Below are 24,891 nucleotides of genomic sequence, written 5' to 3'. Positions count from 1 at the left end.
GGCAGGCCGCGGGGGTCGGCGGCGACGTAGCCTGAACGCTCCGCCGACGCCGAGGGAGCGCCGTGAGCATCGCAGAGACCGAGACCGCCACACCCGCGTGGCGGCAGCTCGTCGGGTACGTGCGGCCGCACCGCTGGTCCCTGCTCGCGGGGGCGCTGCTCTCGCTGGTCACCGGGGCGACCGGACTGCTGCTGCCGCTGGTGGCGCGGGGCCTGATCGACGACCTGTCACACGACCGGGCCATCACCGGCGCCCTGCTGGCGATGTCGGCCCTGGTCGTGGCCAACGCGGCGGTGGGCGCGCTGGGTTCGTACGTGCTGACCCGCACCGCCGAGTCGGTGGTGCTCGGCGCGCGGCGCGCCCTGTCGTCGTATCTGCTGCGGCTGCGGATCACGGCCGTGGACCGCAGCGAACCCGGGGACCTGATGGCCCGCATCACCTCCGACACCACCCTGCTGCGCGCGGTCACCACGGACTCGCTGGTCGGCCTGGGTACGGGCGGCCTCACCCTCGTCGCCACGGTGGTGATGATGGGCCTGGTGGACGCCGTGCTGCTGGGCGTCACCCTGGCCGTGATCCTGGGCGCGGGGGTGGTCCTCGGGGTGATCGTGCCGCGCATCAACAAGGCGAGCCGGCAGGCGCAGAACGCGGTGGGGGTCATGGGGGCCTCGCTGGAGCGGATCCTCGGCGCCCTGCGCACGGTGAAGGCGTCCGGCGCGGAGCACCGGGAGGAGCGGACGCTGCACGAGGCGGCGCAGGAGTCGTGGCGGCAGAGTGTGCGGGCCGCCAAGTGGGCGGCGGCCGCGGGCAACACGGCGGGGCTCGCCATGCAGGTCGCCTTCATCACGGTGCTCGCCGTGGGCGGCGCACGGGTGGCGACCGGCGCGGTCGACGTGGGCACGCTGGTGGCGTTCCTGCTGTTCGTCTTCTACCTGATGTCGCCGATACAGCAGGTCGTCGGCGCCCTCACGCAGTACCAGACGGGCGCCGCGGCCCTCACCCGTATCGAGGAGGCGCTGCGGCTGCCCGCCGAGCCGGCCGCCGAGGCCGCGCCGCTGCCCTCCCCCGGCGCACAGCCCGCCGCCCTCGCCTTCGCCGACGTGCGCTTCCGCTACGCCGACGACCTGCCCTACGTCCACCACGGAGTGACGTTCACCGTGCCCGCCCAGGGCATGACGGCGTTCGTCGGCCCGTCGGGCGCCGGCAAGACCACCGTCTTCTCCCTGATCGAGCGGTTCTACGACCCCGAGTCGGGCGTGATCACGCTCGACGGGCGGGACCTGAACGACTGGGAGCTGCCCCGGCTGCGCGCCGCGATCGGCTACGTGGAGCAGGACGCGCCAATTCTGTCCGGCTCCCTGCGGGACAACCTGCTGCTGGGCAATCCGGAGGCGGACGAGGACGCCCTCGCGCGGGTGCTGAAGACGACCCGTCTCGACGACCTGGTCTCCCGGCTGCCCGGGGGCCTCGACACGCTGGTCGGGCACCGCGGCACCAAGCTGTCGGGCGGTGAGCGGCAGCGCGTCGCCATCGCCCGCGCGCTGCTGCGCCGCCCCCGGCTGCTGCTGCTCGACGAGGCGACCTCGCAGCTGGACGCGGTGAACGAGGCGGCGCTGCGCGACACCGTCGCGGACGTGGCCCGGACGACCACGGTCCTCGTCGTGGCGCACCGGCTGTCCACGGTGACGATGGCCGACCGGATCGTGGTGATGGACGCGGGGCGGGTCCGGGCCGTCGGCACGCACCGTGAGCTCGTGACGGCCGATCCGCTCTACGCGGAGCTGGCGGCGACGCAGTTCCTGGCCACGGCGGACTGAGCCCGGCCGGCTGCGAGGAGGGCCGCGGATCTCGTCCGTGTGCTCGGGGTGGGGACGGCTCTTCGCTTCGGCGTCGGCCGCGTTCGCCATCGTCGCGGCCCGGCCGGTGGGGGCGGCGAGCCCAACGGCGGCGATGACACGTCGTGTTGAGCAACATGCCGGTCGCAACACGGCGGGCGGTGCCGCTCACCCGCCAGGCCCGGTGCCCGGCTGCGCTTGCCGTGCCCGCCGGGCGGGAGGACGCTCGACAGGAGAGGCCGCTCGCGGCCCGCTCCCGCCGGGTCGCGGCCCTTCGAAGGAGGTCATCATGGGAACCGCGGCAGACCCCGCCTTCGACCGAGAGACCCTGCGCCGGGGCGTGGAAGGACAGACCCCGGACATCCTGCTCTCCCTGTACGCCGACGACGCGGAGTTCCGCATCGTGGACCGCACCACCCAGCCCAGCCATCCCAAGGTCCTGCGCGGCCGGGACGAGATCGGCAGGATGCTGGAGGACGTCTACAGCCGTGACATGTCGCACAAGCTGGAGCGGTGTGTCATCCAGGGCGACGAGGCGGCCTACAGCGAGAGCTGCGAGTACGCGGACGGGGTGCGTGTCCTGTCCGAGTCCATGATCGCGCTGCGCGGCGGCAAGATCGCCGAGCAGACCCTGGTCCAGGCCTGGGACGAGTAGCAGGTGCCTCACCGGGCTCGGTCAGGGTGGGACCGGGCCGTGACTGGCGCTGAGGTGGAGCACCACCGGGGAGCGGCCCCGCGGAAGTCGATGCCGTGCGCCTGGGCGAAGCAGCACACCAGCCCAGGAAGGGCCAGGACATCAAGCCCCGCGCGGTGGTGATCGACGCCGGGTGCAACGCCGGGAACGTCGGCGACGTCGACTTCGACTCCGCCGTGGAGCGGGCCTCGCTGATCACACCGGTGCCGGGCGGTGTCGGCTCGATGACCATCGCCACGCTGCTGGCGCAGACGGTGGAGGCCGCCGCCCGGCAACTCGGCGCGGCCGGGGTGTGATCAACGGGCAGGCGCACCACGGGGCCGGGGCCGTGGGGTGAGGGCGACCGGCAACCGCCGTCATCCTTCGGGCTTCCACCCCGGCGGCCACAGGATCCCCAGCAACTGCCGGACCAGTTCGTCGACGACCTCGTCGAGTGTCGCGTCGACCCAGCCGGCGCTCCAGTCGTGCAGCAGGCCGTTGACGCTGCCGATGAAGCCCGTCGCGGCGAGGCGGTAGTCGCGGGGCGCGGCCTCTCCGCGTGCGGCGGCCGCGTCGGCCTCGGCGCAGATGAGCTCGACCCAGCCGGCCCGGCGGGCGAGCCGCTGCTCCTCCAGGCGCGGGCTGACGCCGATGATCTCGACGAAGGTGATGCGGATCCTGCGCGGATCGGCGGCGACGTTCCCGGCGTAGGCGCGGAAGATCGCGGTGGCGCGTTCGACGAGCGGCAGGTCCGCCGCGCCCGCTGCCGCCTCCAGCACCGCCGCCTCGGCCCAGCCGTTGACCTTCAGGTGCAGCTCGGCGAGCACGTCCTCGAGGGTGCGGAACTCCTCGTAGAACTGACGCGTGGACAGCCCGGCCGTCTCGCTGAGCGCCGCGACCGTCGTGGCGCGAAAGCCCGGGGTGTCGCCGAACAGCTGGAGCGCGGCGTCGAGGAACCGCCGGCGCCGCTCCGCCTGCCGCTCCTCGGCGGTCTTGCCGCCGTAGCGGCCGGTCGGCGCTCTGAGTCTGCCCGGCACCCGGCTCTCCCTTCGTCGTTCGAACGCTGATTTTGTCGTGCACGCGGTCTTGTGGAGAAGGCCGCCCCTTCCTTACTTTGCAGTAAGTTCACTCTGAAAGCGCGTGTGTTCAGTTTCCGCGCCCAGCTTTGGCATGTCCCACTCACAACGCTCACCCCACAGCAGCAACCCCACAGCAGAGAGGGGAGCAGTCATGCCCGTCATCCGACGCCGGCACCTGTGCTCCGTAGCCGCAGCCCTCGCCCTGACCGCCACTGCTCCCGCGACCGTCGCCACCGCGGCCGCCCCGGGCTCCTCCGCCGCGCTGCGCGAGGTGCTGTTCGTGGGCAACAACTGGGACGGCACCGCCGACGTCATCCGCTCCTCCGGTGACTTCGCGAAGATCGGCCGGATCAACGTCATCCCCGACAAGGACGAGCGGATGGCGGCGATCAACGCCGATCCGATCAAGTGGATCTACTTCATGGCGATCCGCAACAGCGTCGGCGAGGGCCACGACCAGTTCGTCGACGACATGTACTCCACCCCGGACGGGACCTCGGTGGTCGTCTCCCGGCCGAGCTTCGCCGACGTCGTCTCGATCGACCTCGCCTCCGGGCGGCTCAACTGGCGCTTCCCCGTGTCCGGTTACCGCTCCGACCACATGGCGGTCTCCCCCGACGGCAAGCGGGTCGCGGTGTCGGCCTCGACCTCCAACACCGTCCATGTGCTGGACATCGTCTCCGGCAAGGAGCTGGGCAAGTTCGGCACCGGCGACAAGCCGCACGAGAACATCTTCACGCAGGACGGCAAGTACATCTACAACATGGCGATCGGCGACGTGAACACGCAGACCGACGCCCCGTGGCTGGACTGGACGAAGGGCGACCGGCGCATCACCGTCGTCGACGCCACCACGTACAAGCAGGTCAAGATCATCGACATGCGCCCGCAGCTGGACGCGCTCGGCCTGAAGGACCACTCCGACGCGGTCCGCCCGGCCGTCTTCTCGCCGGACGAGTCGAAGCTGTACTTCCAGGTCTCCTTCTTCAACGGCTTCTTCGAGTACGACATCGCCGCCGACAAGATCACCCGCACCAAGACACTGCCGAAGAACCCGGCGACCAGCGACGACCGCACGACCTTCGTCAACGACTCGCGTCACCACGGCATCTCGATGAGCCCGGACGGGCGCAAGCTGTGTGTCGCGGGCACCATGGACGACTACGCCACCGTCGTCGACCGCGCCACCCTCCAGGAGGGCCCGCTCGTCACCGCCTCCAAGCCCTACTGGGCCACGGTCAGCGGTGACGGCAGGTCCTGCGTGGTCTCCGAGAGCGGCACCGACCAGGTCACGGCCATCGACTTCGCCACCGGGAAGAAGGTCGTGTCCGTGCCGGTCGGCGACCACCCGCAGCGCGTCCGGCTCGGCCATGTGGCGGCCGACTGGACTAGCCCTTCCGCTGGTTGACCTCCTTCGCAGCCCACGCCGTCAGTTCGGAGCGGGCCTTGGCGAGCAGCTCCGCCGAGGGAGCCGTCGCCCCGTTGGTCACCAGCGCGTAGTGCAGGACGCCCGAGTCCGGCGCGGTGAGCAGCAGGCGGCGGCTTCCCGTTCCGCCGGGCTCCTGCGCCACCGCCACCGGGGTGTCCGAGGTGTACGCCGGCGGGGCGTGGGCCGCGCCCAGGTCGGAGACGACCGTGGTGGACGCGGTCGGGAAGCTCGCCGGCAGATGCAGTTCGGTGGGTGCCGAGCCGCCGTCGGAGCGCCACAGCAGCAGTCCGTACTGCCCGGACCCCACGAGCCGTTGCACGTTCGGCAGGGAGCCGGGCACCGGGTTCCAGGTCAGGGTCGTCGAGCCGTCCCGTGAGCGGTCCTCGTAGGTGAAGCCGACGGTCTCACCGGCCGTGGCGCTCGGGTAGAGGCGGTCCACGAGTCGGGCGTCCTGGCGCAGCACCGGCTTGCCCGCGTCGTCGAGGCGTACGGCGGACAGGTCCTCGTCGTTCCAGGCGTCGCCCGTGGTGAGCACCTTGTCGGGGTTGCCGTTCATCAGCTCGCGGTGGCGGCCGTTGTAGATGTCCCACTGCCACTGGGAACCGGAGAGCACGGGTCCCGAGGCTGCCGGGTCGGACCACCAGTCGGCGCCCTTCACACGGGAGTCGAGGGCCTGGTACATCGCCTTGAGGACGGTCGGCGCCTTGTCGGAGACGTTGCCCGCCAGGGGGTGTCCGAACTCGCTGACCACGGCGGCCGTCCGCGCGGCGGCGGCCCGGTCCCGGACGGTACGGAAGTCGCCCGTGTACTGGCCGTCGGCCGCCTTGCCCCACATGAAAACGCCGGAGATGGCCTTCTGGTCGTAGAAGTGGGTGTTGAAGACGTAGCGCGGCCCGAGTGTCCCGGCGTCGAGCAGGCCGCCCTCCTGCTTCTGGAAGTCGAGGTTGGCGTTCCAGAAGAGGTTGGGCTCCACGAAGGCGGGCTTGTCGCGCCAGCCGGCCATGTCCATGCGGCTCCGGAACCTCTCGTAGAACGGCCAGAGCACGTCCTTCTCCCAGGCACGGCTGGTCTGCCCCGAGTCGTAGACGCCCGCGTGCGGCTCGTTGTAGGGGTCGAAGCCGACGACGGCCTCGAACTGGTCCGCGCTCAGATGCTGTCGCACGTACGCCATGGTCTTCTCAGCGGTGGCGAGGAAGGCGTCCTGCACGCCGTGCGCGTTGTGCCAGAAGTCGTGCGAGGCCCGCTTCACGGCCTCGTTCTGGGTGATGTTCTGCCCCCAGAAGAGGCAGATCCCGCAGGACTCGTCCGGGTAGTTCCCGGCGTCCACCGCCCACTTGGGCGCGCCGTCGCCGGTGTACCAGCTGTCGTCGTCGAAGAGGTACCGGGAGTAGAGGTCCTGGTGGAAGTCGGGGTAGACGCGGATGCCGGCGTCGAGGAAGGCCTTCATCTGGTCGGTGGCGGCGGCCAGGTAGGCCGTGTCCACCTGGCCGCGCTCGGGCTCGGCGTACGCCCAGGAGAGCAGGAAGCGGATGGTGTTGCCCCCGCCGAGGGCGCGCAGCGCGGTCGCCGATGTGCGGGCGTCGGCGACCGAGGCGAAGGGCAGGCCCTTGTTCTCGGCGAGCTTGGTCTCACCGGAGACGTTGTAGCCGCGCAGCACGATCTCGCGGCCGTGCGCGTCGGTGAAGCGGCCGTTCTGCACCGTGACGGCCGGGTCGTCGAACCAGAGGGAGCCGGGAGGAGGCGCGGCGGTGGCCGGCGGGACGCCCGCCACCGACACGGAGCCGAAGAGGACAACCAGGACGACCAGGAGACGCGCTCGGATAGTCGGCATGTCCACTACAGTCCGGCGATATCAGGACACCGTCAACACCCCTGACTCCGGAGTAAGTTCCCTCTCGGCCAGCCCGCACACGTCAGCCGCCCACCCTTCGTGTCACGTTCAACAAGTACTCCTTCCTGTTCAGAGGGTTGTGGTCGGTGCGCGGGCGCTCGGGGACCGTGCCGTGCGTGACTGGCGCATAGTGGGCGAAGGAGCTTTCCAGCTCGCCTTCGCCCCGGGTGAGTCCCGGCAGCCGCTGTTCGAGGGCGTGCACCCGGGCGGCAGGTACCGTGCCTTCGAGGACGCAGATGTCGTCCCGGTTCCGCGTCGTCTCGGGCACGGCCGCGAGCTGGGCGAGGACGGGCAGCAGGGCGCCGAGGGTGTCGGCCGGGGCCTCGACGCGGAAGCGGTGCATCGGCTCGTGGACCCGCGTCCCGGCCCGCCGCAGTGCCTCGATCAGCACCAGGGGGGTCACCCCGCGGAAGTCGGCGCCCGTGCTCGACATGCTCTTGTCGAAGCCCTGGTGGGCGTGGCTCTGGCGCGGTGAGTAGCCGCTGTGGGTCATCGTGACGGTGCAGTCGGGAATCTGCCAGCCGTGCAGCCCCTGGTGGAGTGTCTCGCGCACGGTGTCCTCGACGGCCTTGAAGAACGCGTACGGCATGGAGCCGAGCTCCACCTCCAGCCGGAAGACGACACCCGAGCCGGCCGGCGCGGGCTCGACGCGCAGGCCGACCGTTGCGAGGAACGGATTCGGGTCCTTCTTGTTGTACTCGACGGCCTGCCCGGTCCCCACGAGCCGTTCGACGCACAGCGGGGTGGTCTCGCGGAAGGTGACGTCGAGGCCGTACTCGTCGGCGAGGGTGGCCTGGATGACCTCCTTCTGCACCTCGCCGTAGAGGGAGACGGAGGTCTCCTGGCGGCGTTCGTCGTGGCGCAGGCCGATCAGCGGGTCCTGTCTGGCGAGTTGGGTGAGCGCGAGGTGGAGCGCTCCCCGGTGCGCGTCCGGGCCGGGGACGACGACCGTCTCCAGGGTGGGCGGGGCGAAGAAGTGCTCGTACGCCTTGCGGGGTTCGCCGATCGCGTCGCCGATCCGGATGTCGCCGAGCCCGGTGAGCCGGGCGATCCGGCCGGCGGCGACGGAGTCCCGGCGGGTGTCCGTACCGTCGCCGAAGACGCTGATCCCGGTGACCCGGCCCTCTGCGCCGTCCGCTCCGAAGGGGACCCGGTCGCGGATGCGCAGGGTCCCGGAGAACATCCGGGCGTAGGCGACCTTCTCCCCCGCCGGGCCCCGGTCGACCTTGAACACGGTGGCGGAGACCGGCCCGTCCGCGTCCCCGTCGGCCGCCGGCAACAGCTCTTCGATGCCGGACATGAGCGCTTCCACACCCGCGCCCGTGGCCGCGGAACCGAAGTAGACCGGGTGGACGAGCGCCCCCCGGGTCTGCGTGACGAGGGACCGGTGCAGGAGGGCGTCCGTGACGGTGTTTCCGACGTACGCGGACAGCAGGGCGTCGTCGTGGCCGGCGAGAACGTCGAGAGCGGCGAGGGCGGCGGCCGGCCCGGGGCGGGGGACGAAGCGGGCCGCCCGGGTGCCGAGGCCGGTGGCGGTCCCCATCGGCACGATCGCGGGTGTCAGACGGGCCGAGATCTCCCGCAGCACCTCCTCGTGGCGTGCTCCGCTCCGGTCGATCTTGTTCACGAAGAGCAGGGTCGGGATGCGCAGCCGCTGGAGCGTCCGCATCAGCACCCGTGTCTGTGCCTGCACCCCTTCGACGGCGGAGATCACGAGAACGACGCCGTCCAGCACGCCGAGCACCCGCTCCACCTCGGCGATGAAGTCCGGGTGACCGGGGGTGTCGATGAGGTTGACTTCCACGCCGTCGAGCGGGAACGAGACGACGGCGGACTTGATGGTGATGCCGCGCTGCCGCTCCAGGGCGAGGGTGTCGGTGCGGGTGTTCCCGTCGTCGACGCTGCCGATCTCGTCGATCACCCCGGCCGAATGGAGCAGCCGCTCGGTCAGGCTGGTCTTACCCGCGTCGACATGGGCGAGGATTCCAAGGTTGAGCATGTGCACGAAGCGTCATGTCCTTCGCAGAGAGGTCCGTTCCTGGCTGGGGGGACATGAACGCTGTGCGCATCTGGGGCTCCTCCGGACTCGATGACGCCGCTGACCTGAGCAGTGCAGCAGACCGGCACCGAGCTCACAACGGAATAAATCGCTGCCGGGGTACCCGGCGGGGCGCGTGGAAGGAGAGGAGCGGCTCGTGCGTGACGTTCTCCCGGTGCTGGGCCGCTGGTACGCGGCCGGGGTCCCGTTCGGTCTCGCGACGGTCGTCGAGGTCAGCCGCAGCGCGCCGCGCGAGCCGGGCGCGGCGATGGCGGTGGGCCCGGACGAGGAGGTCGTGGGAAGTGTGTCCGGGGGCTGTGTCGAGGGCGCGGTGTTCGAGCTGGCGCAGGAGGTCGCGGCGGGCGGTGAGGCCCGTCTCGAGACCTTCGGCTACAACGACGAGGACGCCTTCGCGGTCGGTCTGACCTGCGGCGGCGAGATCACCTTGCTGGTGCGCGCGGTCACGCCCGAGCGGGATCCCGGCTTCGGCGCGGTCGCGGAATCGGTCGCGGCGGGCGAGCCGGTCACCGTGGCGACCGTGACCGACGGCCCGGCGCCGCGCGGGGCAGCCCTCTGCGTCTGGCCGGACCGGACCCTCGGCACGCTCGGCGCCGGCGGCCTGGACGCGGCCGTGACCGCCGACGCCCGCGGCGAACTCGCTCTCGGCGCCACCGGCCTGCGCCACTACGGGCCCCAGGGGCAGCGCCGCGAGGACTCCGTCAGCGTGTTCCTGCAGTCCTTCGCGCCGCCGCCGCGCATGCTGGTCTTCGGCGCGATCGACTACGCCGCGGCGGTGGCCCGCATCGGGGACTTCCTCGGCTACCGCGTCACCGTATGCGACGCCCGCCCGGTCTTCGCCACGCCCCGGCGCTTCCCCGAGGGCGTCGAGGTGGTCGCACAGTGGCCGCACCGCTACCTGCGCGACACGGACACCGACGAGCGCACGGTCGTCTGCGTCCTGACACACGACCCCAAGTTCGACGTGCCGCTTCTGACCGAGGCGCTGCGCCGCCCGGCCGCCTACATCGGGGCGATGGGCAGCCGCCGCACCCACACCGACCGGGCGCGGCGGCTGGCCGAGGCCGGGCTCACGGAACGCGAGCTGTCCCGGCTGCGCTCGCCGGTCGGCCTCGACCTCGGGGCCCGGACGCCCGAGGAGGTGGCGGTGTCCGTCGCCGCCGAGATCGTGGCACTGCGCTGGGGCGGCACCGGCGCGCCGCTCACCGCGACGGAGGGGGCGGTGCATCCGCACCCACCCTCCTGATCACCGAGGCCGCTCCCGTCACGTCGCCATCGAGCCGGATTCGTACGATCGTGTCGCCATCAGCGCATCAGCACACCACCGAAGGGAAGCCCATGATCTTCATCACGGCAAAGTTCCGAATCCGCCCCGAGCACGCCGACCGCTGGCCCGAGATCGCCGCTGATTTCACCCGGGCGACGCGCGCCGAGCCCGGCTGCCTGTGGTTCGACTGGTCGCGCAGCGTGGACGAGCCGGCGGAGTACGTCCTCGTCGAGGCCTTCCGCGACGACGAGGCCGCAGCCGCACACGTACAGTCCGCGCACTTCAAGGCCGCACAGCAGACGCTGCCTCCGCATCTGGCCGAGACGCCGCGCATCGTGAACGCGACCGTCCCGCAGGACGACTGGTCGCTCCTCGGAGAGATGGCGGTGCCGGGACAGGAATAGCCCGCTGCCCCGGACCGGCCGCCCGCATGAGCCGTACGACCGCCGGCTGCGGGCCGGACGCCGTGGTGAAGGCCGTGGGTTCCGACGCCACCATCGAACTCGACCTCGAGGCCGTCCGGCAGGCCGGCCGGGTCGGTGCCGCTCCGACGGCGTCCGCAAGATCCTTCTCGACCCGACCGGCTGACCACTCCGGGCCTTTCACTCGCTGAGCGTTCGCCGGTCTCCTGGCGTGAGTCCCTCGGAGACTGGAGGCCGCCATGCCACAGCGCCACGAAGCGACTGCCGGGAGAGCTGCGCGAGTTGCTGATCCTGCGCACCGCGTGGAACACCGGCGCGCGGTACGAGTGGGGGCGGCACCTCCCGCTGGCCAGGGCCGCGGGCGTCACGGACGCGGACGTCGACCGCGTCAGCGCAGGGCCGGAGGCACCCGGCTGGACGGACCTCCGGAGGCACCTGATCCGCGCGGCGGACGAGCTGCACGGCGATGCCACGATGTCCGACGCGACCTGGGCGCGGCCGGCCGAGCACTTCGGCGACGCCGAACTGATCGAGATCGCCATGCTGGTGGGGCAATACCACATGCTGGCCTTCTTCCTGAATGCCACCGGCGTGGAACTGGAGCCCGGTTTCGACAGCACCGGCTTCGCGGAGGGGGAAAGGAACGACAGGTGAGGGGCACGATGAGTCACTGCGAGCCGTCGCCTGTCGGCCTGCGGCCCCAGGCCGAGATCATCGGCGAGGTGGCGAGGTCCAGGCGTCCCGCTCCGACGGCGGTGAGATGCCCGTCGATCTCCTCGTCCGTGGCCAGGCCCGCGGCGACGAGCCTGTCGCGCACCTGGCGGACGGTGGCCGCCTCCAGGACGGCGCAGGCGGGCGAGGTGACCGGAAAGTAGGCGTCGGCCTCGACGTCCACCAGGCCCGCCTCGCGCAGCAGCCGGGGCAGTCTGCGTCCGTAGGAGAGATCGGCACCGCGCTGCCGCAGCAGCTCCCGGAATCCGGCACGGAGCCGGTTGGCCCGCTCCTGCTCGGGGCCGTGTTCGTCGGGGCAGATCAGTGGCTGCAGCGCGGGATCGGCGTCCTCGACCAGCAGCAGCCCGCCGGGGCGCAGCGCCTGGACCATGGCGCGCAGCGCGGCGTCGCGTTCGGTGACGTGGACCAGGACGAGACGGGCGTGCACCAGGTCGAAGGGGCCGGGCGGAGGGGCGTCGCGGCCGACGTCGTGCCGGAGCACCTCGACCCCCTCGGTGGCGGCCGTCCCGGTCCAGGACAGGTCGATGTCGGTGGCGAGTACGCGTCCGGCGGGCCCGACGCGCTCGCGCAGCCATGCCGCCACGCTCGGCCCACCGGCCCCGACCTCCCAGCACCGCCAGCCCTCGGCGATCCCGGCCGTCTCGAAGTGGCGGAACGTCGAGGCGTCGAAGAGGGCCGACAGTGCGTCGAAGCGCGTCCCGGCCTCGGCCTGCCGGTTGTCCAGGAGGTACCCCTCGTCCTGACCCATGTGGCGATCATGCCACGAGCACGGCCGGGCGGTTCAGCGCGGTGGGCGGGGCGGCAGCCGGTGCAGTTCCACGTCCGTGAGCAGCCCCTCGGCGACCGTGGCGGTCATGTACGTGCAATGGGGCCGGCGGCGGCGGTCCGTCGGCGAGCCCGGGTTCAGCAGGCGCAGGCCGGTGGGTGCGGTGGTGTCCCAGGGGATGTGGCTGTGGCCGAAGACCAGCACGTCCAGGTCGGGGAAGCGAGCGGCGCACCGCTGCTCCCGGCCCTGCTTGGCGCCCGTCTCGTGGATCACGCCGAACCGCACACCGCCCAGTTCCGCGTACGCCACCTCGGGCAGCCGGGCGCGCAGATCCGGCCCGTCGTTGTTGCCGTACACCCCGACGAGCCTGCGGCAGCGGGCCTCCAGCAGATCGAGGGTGTCCGTGTCGACCCAGTCCCCCGCGTGGAACACGACGTCGGCGTGGGGGAGTTCGGCGAGCAGGGGGGCGGGGAGTTCCCTGGCCCGCTTGGGCAGGTGAGTATCGGACATGAAAAGCAGGCGCACGTCCTCAGCCTAGGGGCTGCCGGCTGCTCCCGCCCGGAACCCGCTTGACCGCGAACAGACAGACAGCGCAGCTCAGTTGCCCCGCGGGCAGAGATGATCACGGCGAGGTCTCGAAAGGTGAGAGGGCCTGGCCGAGCGGGTTAGCATCGGGCAACACGCAGTACAACAGGACGTCTACGGCAAGCGACCCGAAGGGGCCCGGAAACCCGATGCCGGTCAAGGTCAGCGTCATCATCCCCGTGTACAACCCGGGGGTCTACATCGAGGACTGCATCTCCTCGCTGCAGCGGCAGTCGCTGCCTCCCGACGAGTTCGAGGTGATCTTCGTCGACGACGGCTCGACCGACGAGACCCCGGCCCGGCTCGACGCGCTCGCCGCCGAGGACCCCCGGATGAAGGTCATCCACCAGGAGAACTCCGGCTGGTCGGGCAAGCCCCGCAACGTCGGCATCGAGGCCTCCCGGGGCGAGTTCGTGATGTTCGTCGACAACGACGACTACCTGGGCGACGAAGCCCTGGAGCGGATGTACGACTACGGTGTGGCCAACGGCGCCGATGTCGTCGTGGGCAAGATGGCCGGCAAGGGGCGCGGGGTGCCGGTGGAACTGTTCCGCCGCAACCACCCGCGTGCCACCGTCGAGAACGCCCCGCTCATCGACAGCCTCACCCCGCACAAGATGGTCCGCCGGGCCTTCCTGGACCGCATCGGCCTGCGTTTCCCCGAGGGCAGGCGGCGCCTGGAGGACCACGTCTTCATCGCCGAGGCGTATCTGCGCGCGGACAACGTCTCCGTGCTCAGCGACTACGTCTGCTACTACCACCTCCGGCGGGACGACGGTTCCAACGCCGGCTTCGAGCGCTTCGACCCGGTCGGCTACTTCAAGAACCTCCGCGAGGCTCTCGACGTCGTCGAGCGGTACACGGAGCCCGGTCCGGTGCGCGACCGGCTGTTCCGGCGCTGGCTGCGCGTGGAGATGGTCGAACGGCTGCGGGCGCGGCGCTTGCTGAACCTGCCGGACGACTACCGCAGGGAGCTGTTCGGGGAGATCCACGAGGTCGTCGTGGAGCGCTTCGGGCCCGGTGTCGCGGCCGGTCTGCAGCCGACGCAGCAGGTCGTCGCCGCGCTGACGGCGGCCGACCGGTACGACGACGTGGTGGCCTTCGCGGAGTGGGAGGCGGGCGTCGCCCCCACGGCGACGCCCGGGGACATCGAGTGGCGCGACGGCTCCCTCACCATCGGCTTCACGGCCGAGTACCTGTCGGGTGGCGAACCGATGCTGTTCCCCGCCGCCGCCGAGGCCACGCCGCTGACCGACGTGCCCAAGGACGTGCCCGAGGCGGTGCGGTGGGTGGCCTCGGAGACCGCCGCGCGGTTCGGACAGGCCACGGCCGATCTGCTGCTGCGGGAGCGCTCCAGCGCCGCGCAGTACTTCCAGCCGGTGGAGTTCACTCGCGAGACCGTGCCGGTCGGGGACGGCGGGGAGGTCCGGCTGGTGCTGCGGGCCACCGCCACCGTCGACCCGGCCGAGCTGCCGCGTGACGGCGCCTGGGACGCGCTCGTCCGGGTGCGGACGGGCGGCTGGACCAAGGAGTGCCGGCTGGGCCCGGTGCCGCGCGAGGACCGGCCCACGCCGGAGGCGGGAGTCGTCGGCGACCGCCCGGTGCTGCCGTACTGGACCACGCCGCACGGCAACCTCTCCCTGGAGGTCGGCGCGCGCGGCAAGCGGCTCGGGCTGGGCCGCGTGCAACTGGGGGACGTCGCCGTCTCCGAGGGGCACTTCCGTGTCCTGCTCCCCGTGCACGTCCCGAGCGACACCCGGGTGCGGCTGAGGTTCGTCTCCTCCAGCCGGATCCTGGAGACGCCCGGCACCCTCTCCCCCGACGCGGACCGGCCGGGCTCGGTGCTCGCGGCGGACCTGCCCGCCGAGGACCTCTCGGGCGACACCTGGAGGGTGGCCGTGTGCCTGAACCCGGGCGCGGACCAGGCTCGCTTCACCGGCCTGCCGTTCGCGCTGCGGGCCGGAGGCGGGAGCGTGCTGGTGACGCCGCCGCCGGGGCCCGGTGTCGCGCTGCGGCTGGCCCGGCGCGCGCGTCGGGTGCTCGGTGCCGCGCGCCGGAAGGTGAATTCCCGTATCAGGACCGGAGGGCGGTGACGTATGCGACCCCTGGGAATAGAGGGCGCCTGGGTTCTGGAGCCCAAGATCTTCCCGGACGACCGGGGCAGCTTCCACGAGTGGTACCGCGGTGCGGAGTTCCGCCAGGCGACGGGCCATGACCTGTCCCTGGCCCAGGCCAACTGCTCGGTTTCCAAGCGGGGTGTGCTGCGGGGTGTGCACTTCGCCGATGTGCCGCCCAGCCAGGCCAAGTACGTCACGTGTGTACGCGGTGCCGTCCTGGACGTGGTGATCGACATCCGTGTGGGCTCCCCCACCTACGGGAAGTGGGAGGCCGTACGCCTCGACGACGACACGCGGCACGCGGTGTTCCTCGCGGAGGGGCTGGGCCACGCCTTCATGGCCCTCACGGACGACGCGACGGTGGTCTACCTGTGCTCGGAGGGCTACGCCCCGGACCGCGAACACGGCATCCACCCGCTGGACCCGGCCCTGGGCATCGAGTGGCCCGAGGGCATCACCCCGCTCCTCTCCCCCAAGGACGAACAGGCCCCGACCCTCGCGGAGGCGGAGCGGCAGGGACTGCTGCCGTCGTACGAGGCCTGCCTGGCGTACTACGAGGAACTGCGGGGCGGGCCGGGGACGACTGAGGCCTGAGGGAGACGAAGAGACGTGGGTCCGGCCCGTCCGCGTCGAGGGCCGGGGCCTGCCGCGGCCCGCGACGCGAGGCGGGCCGCTTGTACCGCGTCCGCCGCGTCCCGAGCCCCTCAACCGAGCCCCCGGACACACCGCAGGCCCGGACGCGTGCGGCGTCCGGGCCTGTGCTCCGTCGATCCGGGAAGGACGTCGGCGCCGGCCGCCCCCGGGCGGTGGCCGGCGCCGTCGCTCAGCGGCTCACGCCGACCTGCTGCAGGGCCTTGCGCAGGGGCTCCCAGCCGACGGCGCGGGGCAGGCCGCGGTTGCGGGCCTGGGTGAGGGGACGCCAGAAGCCCGCTCCCAGGAGGGCCTCGGGGCGGACCGCGCCGGCCCGTTCCAGGATCGCCTCCGGGACCTTCTGCGGGTCGGGAATCTTGTACTCGGCCATGATCTCGTCGTACTTGTCGTGCAGGACCCGGTTGTTCGGGTCGGCGCCGAAGACGACCAGCTGGCCGGTGGGGGCGGTGTCCACCTGCACCGTGACCAGGTCGGGACGGTAGCGCGCCAGCACCTCGGTGATCTTGTAGACGTCACCGGTCCAGGCGTTGGTGTGCCGGTCCCGGGCGGCCTCGTCGATGCTGCGCGGCAGCATGTCGTCGAGGACGATCACACTGCCCCAGTCCGAGTACTTCTCGACGTTCATGAAGTCGCGCAGCGCGAACTCGAACAGGTGCATGCCGTCGATGAACGACAGGTCCAGCGTCGTGCGGCGCCAGTAGCCGATCGGGCTGCGGCCGCGGCGCAGGTTGCGCAGCGGGTGACGGCCGCCCTTGAGGTGCTGGAGCGGATTGTCCCGCGCGAAGAAGTCGTCGCTGGTGGCCTTCACCAGGTGGACGTCGCACCTGAGCTCCGAGACGACCTTGAAGGCGGGGTCGATCGCGATGCTGGGGACGCGGGACAGCGTCAGGCTGCGCCCGTCGTTGACGCCGATCTCCAGGTAGTTGCGATTGGCGCTGACCTTGTGCAGTTCCCGGAGGAACTCATGGCGTTTCACGAGGAAGACCTTCCTTGCGGATACGGGGCAGTGCTTCGTGCAGGGCGGAGCGCCAGTCGCGCGGCAGCGGCAGGCCGATCTCCTGCCAGCGGCGGTGCGCGAGGGCGCTGTACGCCGGGCGGGGCGCGGGCCGGGGGAAGGCCGCGCTGCTGGTGGGGCGCACCCGGTCCGGGTCGGCGCCGATGAGGGAGAACACCTCGCGGGCGAGGTCGTACCAGGTGGCCTCGCCGGAGTTGGTCGCGTGGAAGACGCCGTGCGCGTCGGGGCCGAGCCGGGGGCCGAGGTCGGCGATGCGCTCGGCGACGTCGGCGCTCCAGGTGGGCTGGCCGCGCTGGTCGTCGACGACGTCGAGGGTGTCACGGCGGGCTTCCAGTCCGATCATGGTCCGGACGAAGCTGGAGCCGTGGACGCCGTAGAGCCACGCCGTGCGCAGCACCGCGCTCGCCCCCGGGAGCTCCTCCAGTACGGCCCGCTCCCCGGCCAGTTTGGTGCGGCCGTAGGCGGTGCGCGGGCCCGTCGGATGGTCCTCCGGGTAGGGGGTGGTGCGGGCCTCGCCGGAGAAGACGTAGTCCGTGGAGACGTGGAGCAGGCGGGCCTCGTGCGCGGCGCAGGCCCGGGCCAGCAGGCGTGGGCCGGCGCCGTTGATCTCCAGGGCGCGGGCCTCGTCGGTCTCGGCGTCGTCGACGGCCGTGTAGGCGGCGCAGTTCACGACGAGGTCGGGGCGGTGCTCCCGCACGGCGGCGTCGACGGCCGCGGGGTTCGTGATGTCCAGGGCGGCGCGGTCGAGGCCCACGACGCTCTCGCCGCGGCCCGTGAGTGCCTCGACGACGTCACGGCCGAGCATTCCGCCCGCACCGGTGATCAGCCACCTCATGCCCGCTCCTGGGCGACGCGCCGCTTCAGGGGCTCCCACCAGGCCCGGTTGTCGCGGTACCAGGCGACGGTCTCGGCGAGGCCGGTGGTGAAGTCGTGGCGGGGGCGGTAGCCGAGTTCGTCGCGGGCCTTGGACCAGTCGACGGAGTAGCGCAGGTCGTGGCCCTTGCGGTCCTCGACGTACTCCACCCGGCCCCAGTCCGCTCCGCAGGCGGCCAGGAGCAGGCCGGTGAGTTCCTTGTTGGTGAGCTCGGTGCCGCCGCCGATGTTGTAGACCTCGCCGGGCCGGCCCTGGGTGCGGGCGAGGTCGACGCCCTGGCAGTGGTCGTCGACGTGCAGCCAGTCGCGGATGTTGCGGCCCTCGCCGTACAGCGGCACCTTGTGGCCGTCGAGGAGGTTGGTGACGAACAGCGGGACGACCTTCTCGGGGAACTGGTGCGGGCCGTAGTTGTTGGAGCAGCGCGTGACGCGCACGTCCAGGCCGTGGGTGCGGTGGTAGGCCAGCGCGAGCAGGTCGGAGGAGGCCTTGGAGGCCGAGTACGGCGAGTTCGGCTGCAGCGGGTGGTCCTCCGGCCACGAGCCCGACTCGATGGAGCCGTAGACCTCGTCGGTGGAGACGTGCACGAACGGGCCCACGTCGTAGCGCAGGGCGGCGTCCAGCAGGGTCTGGGTGCCGAGGACGTTGGTGCGGACGAAGTCGGCGGCGCCGGTGATGGAGCGGTCCACGTGGGACTCGGCGGCGAAGTGCACGACCTGGTCGGCGTCGGCCATCAGCTTGTCGACCAGCTCGGCGTCGCAGATGTCGCCCTGCACGAACTCCAGCCGGGGGTGGGTCAGTTCGAGGTTGTCGAGGGTGCCGGCGTAGGTGAGCTTGTCCAGCACGGTGATGCGCGGCGCGTCGGGCGCGTCCGAGGCGAGCAGTGCGCGTACGTAACGGGAGCCGATGAACCCGGCGGCGCCGGTGACGAGGAGGTTCATGAAGTGATCTGCACCTTGCTGTGATCTCCGAGGACGAGGCGGTGGGCGCTGGGCACGCTGGGGGCGGGGGTCACCTCGACGTGCCGGCCGATCAGCGAGGCCTCGATCCGGCCGACGCCTTGGATCGAGGAGTCCCGCAGCACGATGGAGAACTCCAGCTCGCTGTCGGTGATGCGGCAGTTCTCGGCGACGGAGGTGAAGGGGCCGACGTAGGAGTTGCTGACGACGGTGCCCGAGCCGATGACGACGGGTCCGACGACACGGGAGTTGACGATCCGCGCGCCCTCTTCGAGGACGACGCGCCCGATGGTCTCCGAGGCGTCGTCCACCTCGCCGTCGATGCGGCGCTCCATGGCTTCGAGGACCGTGCGGTTCACCTCGAGCATGTCGCCGACGTTACCGGTGTCCTTCCAGTAGCCCTTGATGACCGTGGAGCGCACGTCGGCGCGGGTGTCGATCAGGCGCTGGATGGCATGGGTGATCTCCAGTTCGCCGCGCCAGGACGGTTCGATGGCGCGGACCGCCTCGTGAATGAGGGGTGTGAACATGTAGACGCCGACCAGCGCGAGATCGCTCTTGGGCTGGTCGGGCTTCTCCTCCAGCCCGATCACCTGCCCGGACGGGTCGAGTTCGGCGACTCCGAAGGCGCGGGGGTCGGCCACTCGTGTGAGGAGGATCTGGGCGTCGGGGCGGTGGCTGCGGAACTCGTCGACGAGGCCGGTGATGCCGCCGACGATGAAGTTGTCGCCGAGGTACATCACGAAGTCGTCGTCGCCCAGGTAGTCCCGGGCGATCAGTACCGCGTGGGCCAGCCCGAGGGGCCGCTCCTGGGGGATGTAGGTGACCTTGAGGCCGAACGCCGACCCGTCCCCCACCGCTTCCTCGATCTCCACGGCCGTCTCCCCGACGATCATGCCCACGTCGGTGATGCCGGCTTCGGCGATCGACTCCAACCCGTAGAAGAGCACGGCCTTGTTGGCCACGGGCACCAGTTGCTTGGCCGACGTATGGGTGATCGGCCTCAGCCGTGTTCCTGCACCGCCGGACAGCACGAGAGCCTTCATTCGGTTCACCTTAGTCGCGAACCGGCGGATGTGAACATCACTTCTTTTGGTTGTCGACGCGCGGAGTTCCTCGGAGCGTCACCGCGCGGTCTTCCGGGGAGGGGTCAGTCCTCACCCCGGACGATGTTCCACTCCGCGCCGGAGCGCACGGCCCCGGGGGTGCCCCGGTCCTCGACGGCGGGAAGGCAGGTTCGCAGCGCGGCCTTTCCGCGCAGGCGCCTTGCCTTCGACCAGCCGGTCTCGTGCTGACGGACGACGGGCTTCTCACTGGTGTCCATGGACTCCACGACTCATCATCTTCCTTCTGCTTCCGCTGCTGTTCGAGTCCCCAGCGAAAAACCGAACAAACACGGGCCGGGGCGCCTGTGGCGCGTCGCCCAACTCCCCCGCTCCTGCCCGGTGTCCGGAAGACGCACGACGGTCCCGCGCACGGCGGGGTGCGCGGGACCGTCCGGTGGGTCGCTGTCCGTCATGCGTTGGGGCGCGCGGCGCTGATGTCGCCGAGCGCCGACTCCGGGTCACGCTCCATGGCCATGTCTCCGAGGGAGACGATGCCCACGGGGTGCCCGTGGTCGACGACCGGGATACGGCGCACGGAGTGCTCGCGCATCAGCTCCACCGCGTGCCCCAGGTCCTCGTCGGGGCCGACGGTGACCAGGTCGTCGCTGCACGCCCCGGCCACGGTGGTCTGCTCCGGGTCACCGCCCCGGCTGATCGACCGGACCACGAGGTCACGGTCGGTGACCAGGCCGCGCAGATCGTCGCCGTCCGTCACCAGGACGACTCCGAGGTCCTCGTCGCGCATGATGCGCGCCACCTCGGCGACGGAGGTCTGCGGCTCGACGGTGACCGGGTCTCCGGTCATGATGTCGCGGACATGCTGAGCCATGACGTCCCTCTTCCTTCCACTCGTGGTGGTTACTTCGTCCTGCACCGCGCCGGGTACCCGGTCGGCCCGCCGCGTCACCAGGTACGGCCGGCCTCCAGCAGACGATCGCGGACGAGGGTGACGTGCGGGTTGTCCTCGGCGCCCGGCCGCTGCACGAGGAAGCCGGTGTTGATCGGCGCGTCCTCGGGAGTGTCGAGGAGGACCAGAGCCCCGGACGCCAGTTCCCCGGCGCACAGGTAGCGCGGCAGCACGCTGAAGCCGGCACCGGCCGTGACCAGCGCCAGGACGGCCCTCAGGTCCGGCACGGAGACGGCGGCGCGGCAGTTCAGGCGACGGCCGAAGACGTGCCGCCAGTAGCGGCGCACGATGGGCAGGTCCTCGGCGTACGTGATCAGCGGTACGTCGTGCAGCGCGGCGGGGCCGTCGGCGTCCGGTCGCCCCGCGACCCGGTCGGCCCAGGCGGGGGCGGCGACCAGGACGAACTCCTCGTCCGTCAGCGGCACCGCGGACAGGGTGCGGCCGCGCGGCCGGCTTGTGGCGATGACCAGGTCGTGGCGGCCGGCGCGCAGTTCGTCGAGCAGGGGCTCGGTCAGTCCCATGGTGACGCGCAGCCGTACGCCCTCGGTGACGAGGGGGGCGAGGGCGGGCAGGGCCCGGGAGGAGAGCAGCTCGGCGGGCCCGGCCAGGTGAACCGGCTCGGCGCGTGACTCTTCCCGGGGGCCGTGACCGGTGGCCTCCGCGAGCGCGTCGAGGGGGGCCGCCACACGAGCCGCGAGTTCGTCGGCCACGGCGGTCGGGGCGACGCCGCGCGGCAGCCGTTCGAACAGCTCCCGGCGGGTCTGCCGCTCCAGCGAGCGGATCTGCGTGGTGACCGTCGGCTGGGACAGGCCCAGCAGCTGCGCGGCGGCCGTGAAGGAGCCGGACCGGTAGACGGCCAGGAAGGTACGCAGCAGGTTGAGGTCGGGCTGCGCCGGCGTGCCGGTCGCGCCGAGCGGGTCGATGGGCCTCACACGATCCGACCCTACCGCGCTGGGCCATTGGACATCCTATGGCTGCTATTGAATCCGCCATTGGAAAACCGGCGGTCCGGGCGCCTACGGTCGTCATCGTCCGAGTCATCGCCGCACTGTCCGACCGCGGCCCGTCTCATGGAGATGCCCCCACCATGTCGAAGATCCTCTTCGTCGTCACCGGCGCCGACACCTGGACCCTGGCCGACGGCACCGAGCACCCCACCGGCTTCTGGGCCGAGGAGGCCGTCGCCCCCTACGAGGCGTTCCGGGCCGCCGGCCACGAGGTCGTCGTGGCCACGCCCGGCGGTGTCGAGCCCACCGTCGACCGGGCCTCCCTGGCACCCGAGGTGAACGGGGGGCAGGAGAACGCCGACCGGATCGCGAAGGCGCTGGAGTCCTTCACCGAGCTGCGGCGTCCCGTCCGTCTCGAGGACGTCCGGCTGGACGACTACGCGGCCGTCTTCTACCCCGGCGGCCACGGCCCGATGGAGGACCTCGCCGTGAACGCCGACTCCGGCCGGCTGCTCGCCCGGGCCCTGGAGTCGGGCCGGCCGCTCGGTGTCGTCTGCCACGGGCCGGCCGCGCTGCTGGCCGCTGTCGGGGCCGACGGCCGGAACGTCTTCGCCGGTTACGAGGTCGCGGCGTTCACCAACGCCGAGGAGATCCAGGGCGGCCTCGCCGACCGCGCCGAATGGCTGCTCCAGGACCGCCTCACCGAGGCCGGGGTGACCGTGCGGGCCGGTGAGCCGTGGGCGCCGCACGTGGTCACCGACCGCAACCTGATCACGGGCCAGAACCCCGCGTCGTCGGCCCCGCTGGCGGAGGAACTGCTGAAGCGGCTGGGCTGAGCAGGGGGCACCGCCGGGCCGGTGCCGGTCAGGTCGCTCAGCGGCCGAGCGTCAGCTCCGCCCACACCTGCTTGCCGCCGCTGACCGGCAGGGTGCCCCAGGTCGCCGAGAGGGCCTCGACGAGGAGGATGCCCCGGCCCCCGGTGGCCTCCCAGCCGATGCTGGCCGGTCTGACCGGTGAACGGGGGGAGGCGTCGGCGATGGCGACGCGCAGCCGGTTGTTGACCAGGGTGAGGTCCATGCGGACCTTGCCGTCGGTGTGGACCAGGGCGTTGGTGACGAGTTCGGAGACGACGAGGAGCGCGGCGTCGTAGTCCACGGTGACGCCCCAGGAACGCAGGGTGCGCCGGGCGAAGCGCCGGGCGTGCCCGACGGCCTGCGGCACCCGCCAGACCGTCCAGCTCTCCCGGAGCGGGCGCAGTTCCATGCCGTCGTAACGCAGGAGGAGCAGGGCGACGTCGTCGCTGCGCGGGGCGTTGCCCAGGAGGGCGTCGGCGACGAGCCCCAGGTCTGCGGGGGCGGCGTCGGCGAGCCGCTCGGCGAGGTGGTCCATGCCTTCGTCGATGTCGGAGTCGGGCGTCTCGACCAGCCCGTCGGTGATGAGGGTGATCACGGTGCCCGGCGGGAGCCGGAGCGGGCTCATGGGGAAGTCGGCCCGGGTGACCACTCCGAGGGGCGGTCCGCCCTCCGCCTCCGCGATATCGGTCCGGCCGTCCGCGTAGCGCAGCACCGGCGGCAGATGCCCGGCGCGCACGCACCAGGCGGCGCCCTCCTCCAAGTCGACGTCGACGTAGCAACACGTCGCGAAGAGGTCGCTCTCCAAGTCCATGAGGAGCCGGTTGGCGTGCGCGACCACCACGTCCGGCGGGTGCCCTTCGACGGCGTAGGCGCGCAGGGCGGTGCGCATCTGGCCCATGAGGGTGGCGGCGCCGGCGCTGTGGCCCTGGACGTCGCCGATGACGAGGGCGACGTGGTTGTCGGGGAGCGGGATGACGTCGTACCAGTCGCCGCCGAGTTCGAGCCCGGCCGTGCTGGGCAGATAGCGGGCGACGGCCACCGCGCCCGGCAGCCGGGGCAGGCTGCGCGGCAGCAGCTGGCGCTGGAGCATGCCGACGAGTTCGTGCTCGGCGTCGAAGGCCCGGGCGCGCACCAGGGCCTGTCCGGCGAGGCCGGCGCAGGCGGTGAGCAGGGCGCGTTCGTCGGTGCCGAAGTCGTGCGGGGCGTCCCAGCCGATCAGGCAGGCACCGGCCATGCGGTTCCCGGCCGGCAGCGGCAGTACGGCGAGGCCGCCGGGGCCGACCTCGGCCAAGGCGCGTTCCAGGGGGCTGCCTGCGGGCCAGATGCGGGCCCGGCCCTCGCGCAGCGCGGCGGCGAGGGTGGGCATGGCGCGCACGGGTGCGTCGGGCCACTCGGTGCGCCATTCCGACCGCCACAGGTCGGGCCAGGCCTCGGGTTCGGGCGGGTCGAGGACGGTGACGACGAGCCGTTCGCTCTCCAGCTCGGCGAGCGCGATCCGATCGGCCCGCAACGGCCGGCGCAGCGCCGCGACCACGGCCTTGCCGACGTCGCGGACGGTGACGGCGGTGGCCAGCGCGGCGGCCAGGCGCTGGACGCGGGCCACGTCGGTGACGTCGGAGCGCAGGGTGGAGACGTCGACGACCGTGCCCACGAGCCGGGCCGGGCGGCCCTCGCCGCCGGGCAGGAGGCGCCCGCGCAGCCGGAGCCACTTCGGCGGCCCGGCGGGCTGGAGCACCCGGAACTCCAGCTCCCGGTCACCGATGGACATGTGGTCGGCCTCCACCACGGACATCAGCGAGGGCAGGTCCTCGGGGACGGTCAGGCTGAGCAGCGTCTCGATCCGGCCGTCGAACTCCACGGGGTCCAGGCCGAACAGGTCCAGCAGGTCGTCGCCGACCCGGACGCGGCCGGTGTCCATGGCGAGGCTGAAGGCGCCCGGCGGCAGGTCACCGGCCTCGGCGGGTGCGGCCGGGGCGGTGAAGGCGACCGCCTCGGAGATGCGTTCCAGGCATCCGAGGTCGTCGGCGGTGAACCCGTCGGGGCGCTCGCTGACGGCCAGCAGGCAGCCGCCGTCCCCCTGCACGGGCAGGGCCGTCAGGGAGAACTCCCCGGACGGCACGCGCCGCGCCTGGGCGCGCCCGGCGAGTTCCGCCCGGCCCAGCGACACGGGTCGTCCGGCGCGGTGTGCCTCGGCGACCGGGGACCGGCCGGCGCGCGGGTAGCTGTCGCGCAGTCCGTAGAGCGTCCTCGGGACTCCGGCCGACTCCATCAGGCACAGCAGCTCGCCGTCCTCGCTGGGCGCGTACACGGCGGCGAACGCTGCACCGGCGAAGACGAGCGCCTGTTCGAGGACGCGACGCAGCCGTTCGGGCGACTCCTGATCGGCCGCGATCGCTCTGAGGGCACCTTCGGCACGCAACGTTCGCGTTCCGCGCTCTCGGGCGCCCTGACTGACCACGTTGGCCATTACAGCGCTAATAGGACACCTGCGCAGCCCCTGCGGGCGTTCCGTGGACCGGCGCTGACGCGAACGCTCGAAAGAGACCGAACATGTTTCCACGCATGCGTTCCGCACGGTGTTCTCGTGACAGGCGTGACTGTCCGGGCACGGCGTGTGGCTGGAAAGCTCGGTCCTCGTCAGGACGTTGAGCGCGTCCCCATTGTTCGCGAGTGACCCTGCGTGGGCGCGAAGAACCGGCCCCGGTCGGGGTCGGTGGGCGCTCCCTCCG

Annotated in this window: 22 protein-coding genes, 1 pseudogene and 1 riboswitch; of the genes and pseudogenes, 10 read left to right on the top strand and 13 right to left on the bottom strand. The window is 72.0% G+C overall.

Annotated features, from left to right (window positions below; translation table 11 throughout):
• Positions 1-62 precede the first annotated feature (62 nt).
• The 3 genes and pseudogenes from ACIRDU_RS11495 to ACIRDU_RS11485 form a co-directional block, all read left to right on the top strand.
• Positions 63-1,817 carry an ABC transporter ATP-binding protein gene (locus ACIRDU_RS11495; RefSeq protein ID WP_403577154.1) on the top strand — a complete coding sequence of 585 codons (1,755 nt, stop codon included), beginning with the start codon at positions 63-65 and terminating at the stop codon, positions 1,815-1,817.
• A gap of 307 nt (positions 1,818-2,124) precedes the next feature.
• Positions 2,125-2,490, top strand: coding sequence for a nuclear transport factor 2 family protein (locus tag ACIRDU_RS11490; RefSeq protein WP_403577151.1), 366 nt, complete (start codon positions 2,125-2,127; stop codon positions 2,488-2,490).
• A gap of 29 nt (positions 2,491-2,519) precedes the next feature.
• Positions 2,520-2,604, top strand: a riboswitch (ZMP/ZTP riboswitch).
• 8 nt (positions 2,605-2,612) lie between these two features.
• A pseudogene (locus tag ACIRDU_RS11485) lies at positions 2,613-2,825 on the top strand (bifunctional 5,10-methylene-tetrahydrofolate dehydrogenase/5,10-methylene-tetrahydrofolate cyclohydrolase); the annotation flags it as partial.
• A 60-nt stretch (positions 2,826-2,885) separates the two neighbouring features.
• On the opposite strand, the gene ACIRDU_RS11480 reads toward ACIRDU_RS11485, so the two are convergent.
• Positions 2,886-3,545 carry a TetR/AcrR family transcriptional regulator gene (locus ACIRDU_RS11480; protein WP_403577148.1) on the bottom strand — a complete coding sequence of 220 codons (660 nt, stop codon included), beginning with the start codon at positions 3,543-3,545 and terminating at the stop codon, positions 2,886-2,888.
• A 193-nt stretch (positions 3,546-3,738) separates the two neighbouring features.
• Here ACIRDU_RS11480 and ACIRDU_RS11475 point away from each other — a divergent pair, with 193 nt between their 5' ends.
• On the top strand, positions 3,739-4,995 hold the full coding sequence (locus ACIRDU_RS11475; protein ID WP_403577145.1) for a YncE family protein: 1,257 nt from the start codon (positions 3,739-3,741) through the stop codon (positions 4,993-4,995).
• Here ACIRDU_RS11475 and ACIRDU_RS11470 read toward each other — a convergent pair.
• Positions 4,976-6,847 (bottom strand): cellulase family glycosylhydrolase, encoded by a 1,872-nt coding sequence (locus ACIRDU_RS11470; protein ID WP_403577142.1) that lies wholly within the window; start codon positions 6,845-6,847, stop codon positions 4,976-4,978. The two genes, ACIRDU_RS11475 and ACIRDU_RS11470, sit on opposite strands and share 20 nt — an antisense overlap.
• A gap of 82 nt (positions 6,848-6,929) precedes the next feature.
• A complete protein-coding gene (locus ACIRDU_RS11465) occupies positions 6,930-8,912 on the bottom strand; it encodes a GTP-binding protein (protein ID WP_403577139.1) in 1,983 nt (660 codons plus the stop codon).
• 190 nt (positions 8,913-9,102) lie between these two features.
• On the opposite strand from ACIRDU_RS11465, the gene ACIRDU_RS11460 reads away from it, so the two are divergent.
• The 3 genes from ACIRDU_RS11460 to ACIRDU_RS11450 all read left to right on the top strand — a co-directional run bounded on the left by ACIRDU_RS11460 (position 9,103) and on the right by ACIRDU_RS11450 (position 11,306).
• Entirely contained in the window at positions 9,103-10,209 is a 1,107-nt protein-coding gene (locus ACIRDU_RS11460; RefSeq protein ID WP_403577137.1) for an XdhC family protein, read from the top strand.
• A gap of 92 nt (positions 10,210-10,301) precedes the next feature.
• A complete protein-coding gene (locus ACIRDU_RS11455) occupies positions 10,302-10,634 on the top strand; it encodes a putative quinol monooxygenase (RefSeq protein WP_403577135.1) in 333 nt (110 codons plus the stop codon).
• 135 nt (positions 10,635-10,769) lie between these two features.
• Positions 10,770-11,306 carry a carboxymuconolactone decarboxylase family protein gene (locus ACIRDU_RS11450; protein ID WP_403577132.1) on the top strand — a complete coding sequence of 179 codons (537 nt, stop codon included), beginning with the start codon at positions 10,770-10,772 and terminating at the stop codon, positions 11,304-11,306.
• Positions 11,307-11,319: 13 nt separating this feature from the next.
• Here ACIRDU_RS11450 and ACIRDU_RS11445 read toward each other — a convergent pair whose 3' ends face one another.
• Together ACIRDU_RS11445 and ACIRDU_RS11440 are read right to left on the bottom strand one after the other, a co-directional pair.
• Positions 11,320-12,132 (bottom strand): methyltransferase domain-containing protein, encoded by an 813-nt coding sequence (locus ACIRDU_RS11445; protein WP_403577129.1) that lies wholly within the window; start codon positions 12,130-12,132, stop codon positions 11,320-11,322.
• A 33-nt stretch (positions 12,133-12,165) separates the two neighbouring features.
• Complete coding sequence (locus tag ACIRDU_RS11440; RefSeq protein WP_403577127.1) at positions 12,166-12,675, bottom strand: metallophosphoesterase family protein; 510 nt, start codon at positions 12,673-12,675, stop codon at positions 12,166-12,168.
• Between the two features lie 209 nt (positions 12,676-12,884).
• Here ACIRDU_RS11440 and ACIRDU_RS11435 point away from each other — a divergent pair, with 209 nt between their 5' ends.
• The gene (locus tag ACIRDU_RS11435) at positions 12,885-14,828 is read left to right on the top strand and encodes a glycosyltransferase (RefSeq protein WP_403577124.1); all 1,944 of its coding nucleotides are present in this window, start codon (positions 12,885-12,887) and stop codon (positions 14,826-14,828) included.
• 3 nt (positions 14,829-14,831) lie between these two features.
• A complete protein-coding gene (gene rfbC, locus ACIRDU_RS11430; protein ID WP_403577122.1) occupies positions 14,832-15,446 on the top strand; it encodes a dTDP-4-dehydrorhamnose 3,5-epimerase in 615 nt (204 codons plus the stop codon).
• 229 nt (positions 15,447-15,675) lie between these two features.
• On the opposite strand, the gene ACIRDU_RS11425 is transcribed toward rfbC, so the two are convergent.
• The 7 genes from ACIRDU_RS11425 to ACIRDU_RS11395 all read right to left on the bottom strand — a co-directional run bounded on the left by ACIRDU_RS11425 (position 15,676) and on the right by ACIRDU_RS11395 (position 21,293).
• Positions 15,676-16,479, bottom strand: coding sequence for a class I SAM-dependent methyltransferase (locus tag ACIRDU_RS11425; RefSeq protein ID WP_403577120.1), 804 nt, complete (start codon positions 16,477-16,479; stop codon positions 15,676-15,678).
• Positions 16,466-17,353 carry a dTDP-4-dehydrorhamnose reductase gene (rfbD, locus tag ACIRDU_RS11420; protein WP_403577117.1) on the bottom strand — a complete coding sequence of 296 codons (888 nt, stop codon included), beginning with the start codon at positions 17,351-17,353 and terminating at the stop codon, positions 16,466-16,468. The genes ACIRDU_RS11425 and rfbD overlap by 14 nt, the downstream gene beginning before the upstream one ends.
• Positions 17,350-18,330: a dTDP-glucose 4,6-dehydratase gene (gene rfbB, locus ACIRDU_RS11415; RefSeq protein WP_403577114.1), complete on the bottom strand. Its 981-nt coding sequence runs from the start codon at positions 18,328-18,330 to the stop codon at positions 17,350-17,352. The genes rfbD and rfbB overlap by 4 nt, the downstream gene beginning before the upstream one ends.
• Positions 18,327-19,394, bottom strand: a complete 1,068-nt coding sequence (locus tag ACIRDU_RS11410; RefSeq protein WP_403577112.1) for a glucose-1-phosphate thymidylyltransferase — start codon at positions 19,392-19,394, stop codon at positions 18,327-18,329. Before ACIRDU_RS11410 ends, rfbB begins: the two co-directional genes overlap by 4 nt.
• Before the next feature lie 104 nt (positions 19,395-19,498).
• On the bottom strand, positions 19,499-19,681 hold the full coding sequence (locus ACIRDU_RS11405; RefSeq protein ID WP_184566024.1) for a hypothetical protein: 183 nt from the start codon (positions 19,679-19,681) through the stop codon (positions 19,499-19,501).
• A 182-nt stretch (positions 19,682-19,863) separates the two neighbouring features.
• Positions 19,864-20,283 (bottom strand): CBS domain-containing protein, encoded by a 420-nt coding sequence (locus ACIRDU_RS11400; protein ID WP_403577109.1) that lies wholly within the window; start codon positions 20,281-20,283, stop codon positions 19,864-19,866.
• A 74-nt stretch (positions 20,284-20,357) separates the two neighbouring features.
• Positions 20,358-21,293: a LysR family transcriptional regulator gene (locus ACIRDU_RS11395; RefSeq protein ID WP_403577106.1), complete on the bottom strand. Its 936-nt coding sequence runs from the start codon at positions 21,291-21,293 to the stop codon at positions 20,358-20,360.
• Positions 21,294-21,448: 155 nt separating this feature from the next.
• Between ACIRDU_RS11395 and ACIRDU_RS11390 the strand changes: the two genes are divergently transcribed.
• Entirely contained in the window at positions 21,449-22,144 is a 696-nt protein-coding gene (locus ACIRDU_RS11390) for a type 1 glutamine amidotransferase domain-containing protein (protein WP_403577104.1), read from the top strand.
• A 37-nt stretch (positions 22,145-22,181) separates the two neighbouring features.
• Here the strand turns inward: ACIRDU_RS11390 and ACIRDU_RS11385 are convergent, their stop codons facing one another.
• Entirely contained in the window at positions 22,182-24,629 is a 2,448-nt protein-coding gene (locus tag ACIRDU_RS11385; protein ID WP_403577102.1) for a SpoIIE family protein phosphatase, read from the bottom strand.
• Between the last annotated feature and the right edge of the window lie 262 nt (positions 24,630-24,891).

Origin of the sequence: Streptomyces sp. NPDC093598, from assembly GCF_044764825.1 — a bacterium.
In the GTDB taxonomy this organism is placed as follows: domain Bacteria; phylum Actinomycetota; class Actinomycetes; order Streptomycetales; family Streptomycetaceae; genus Streptomyces.
This window is presented reverse-complemented; position numbering and strand designations above follow the sequence as displayed.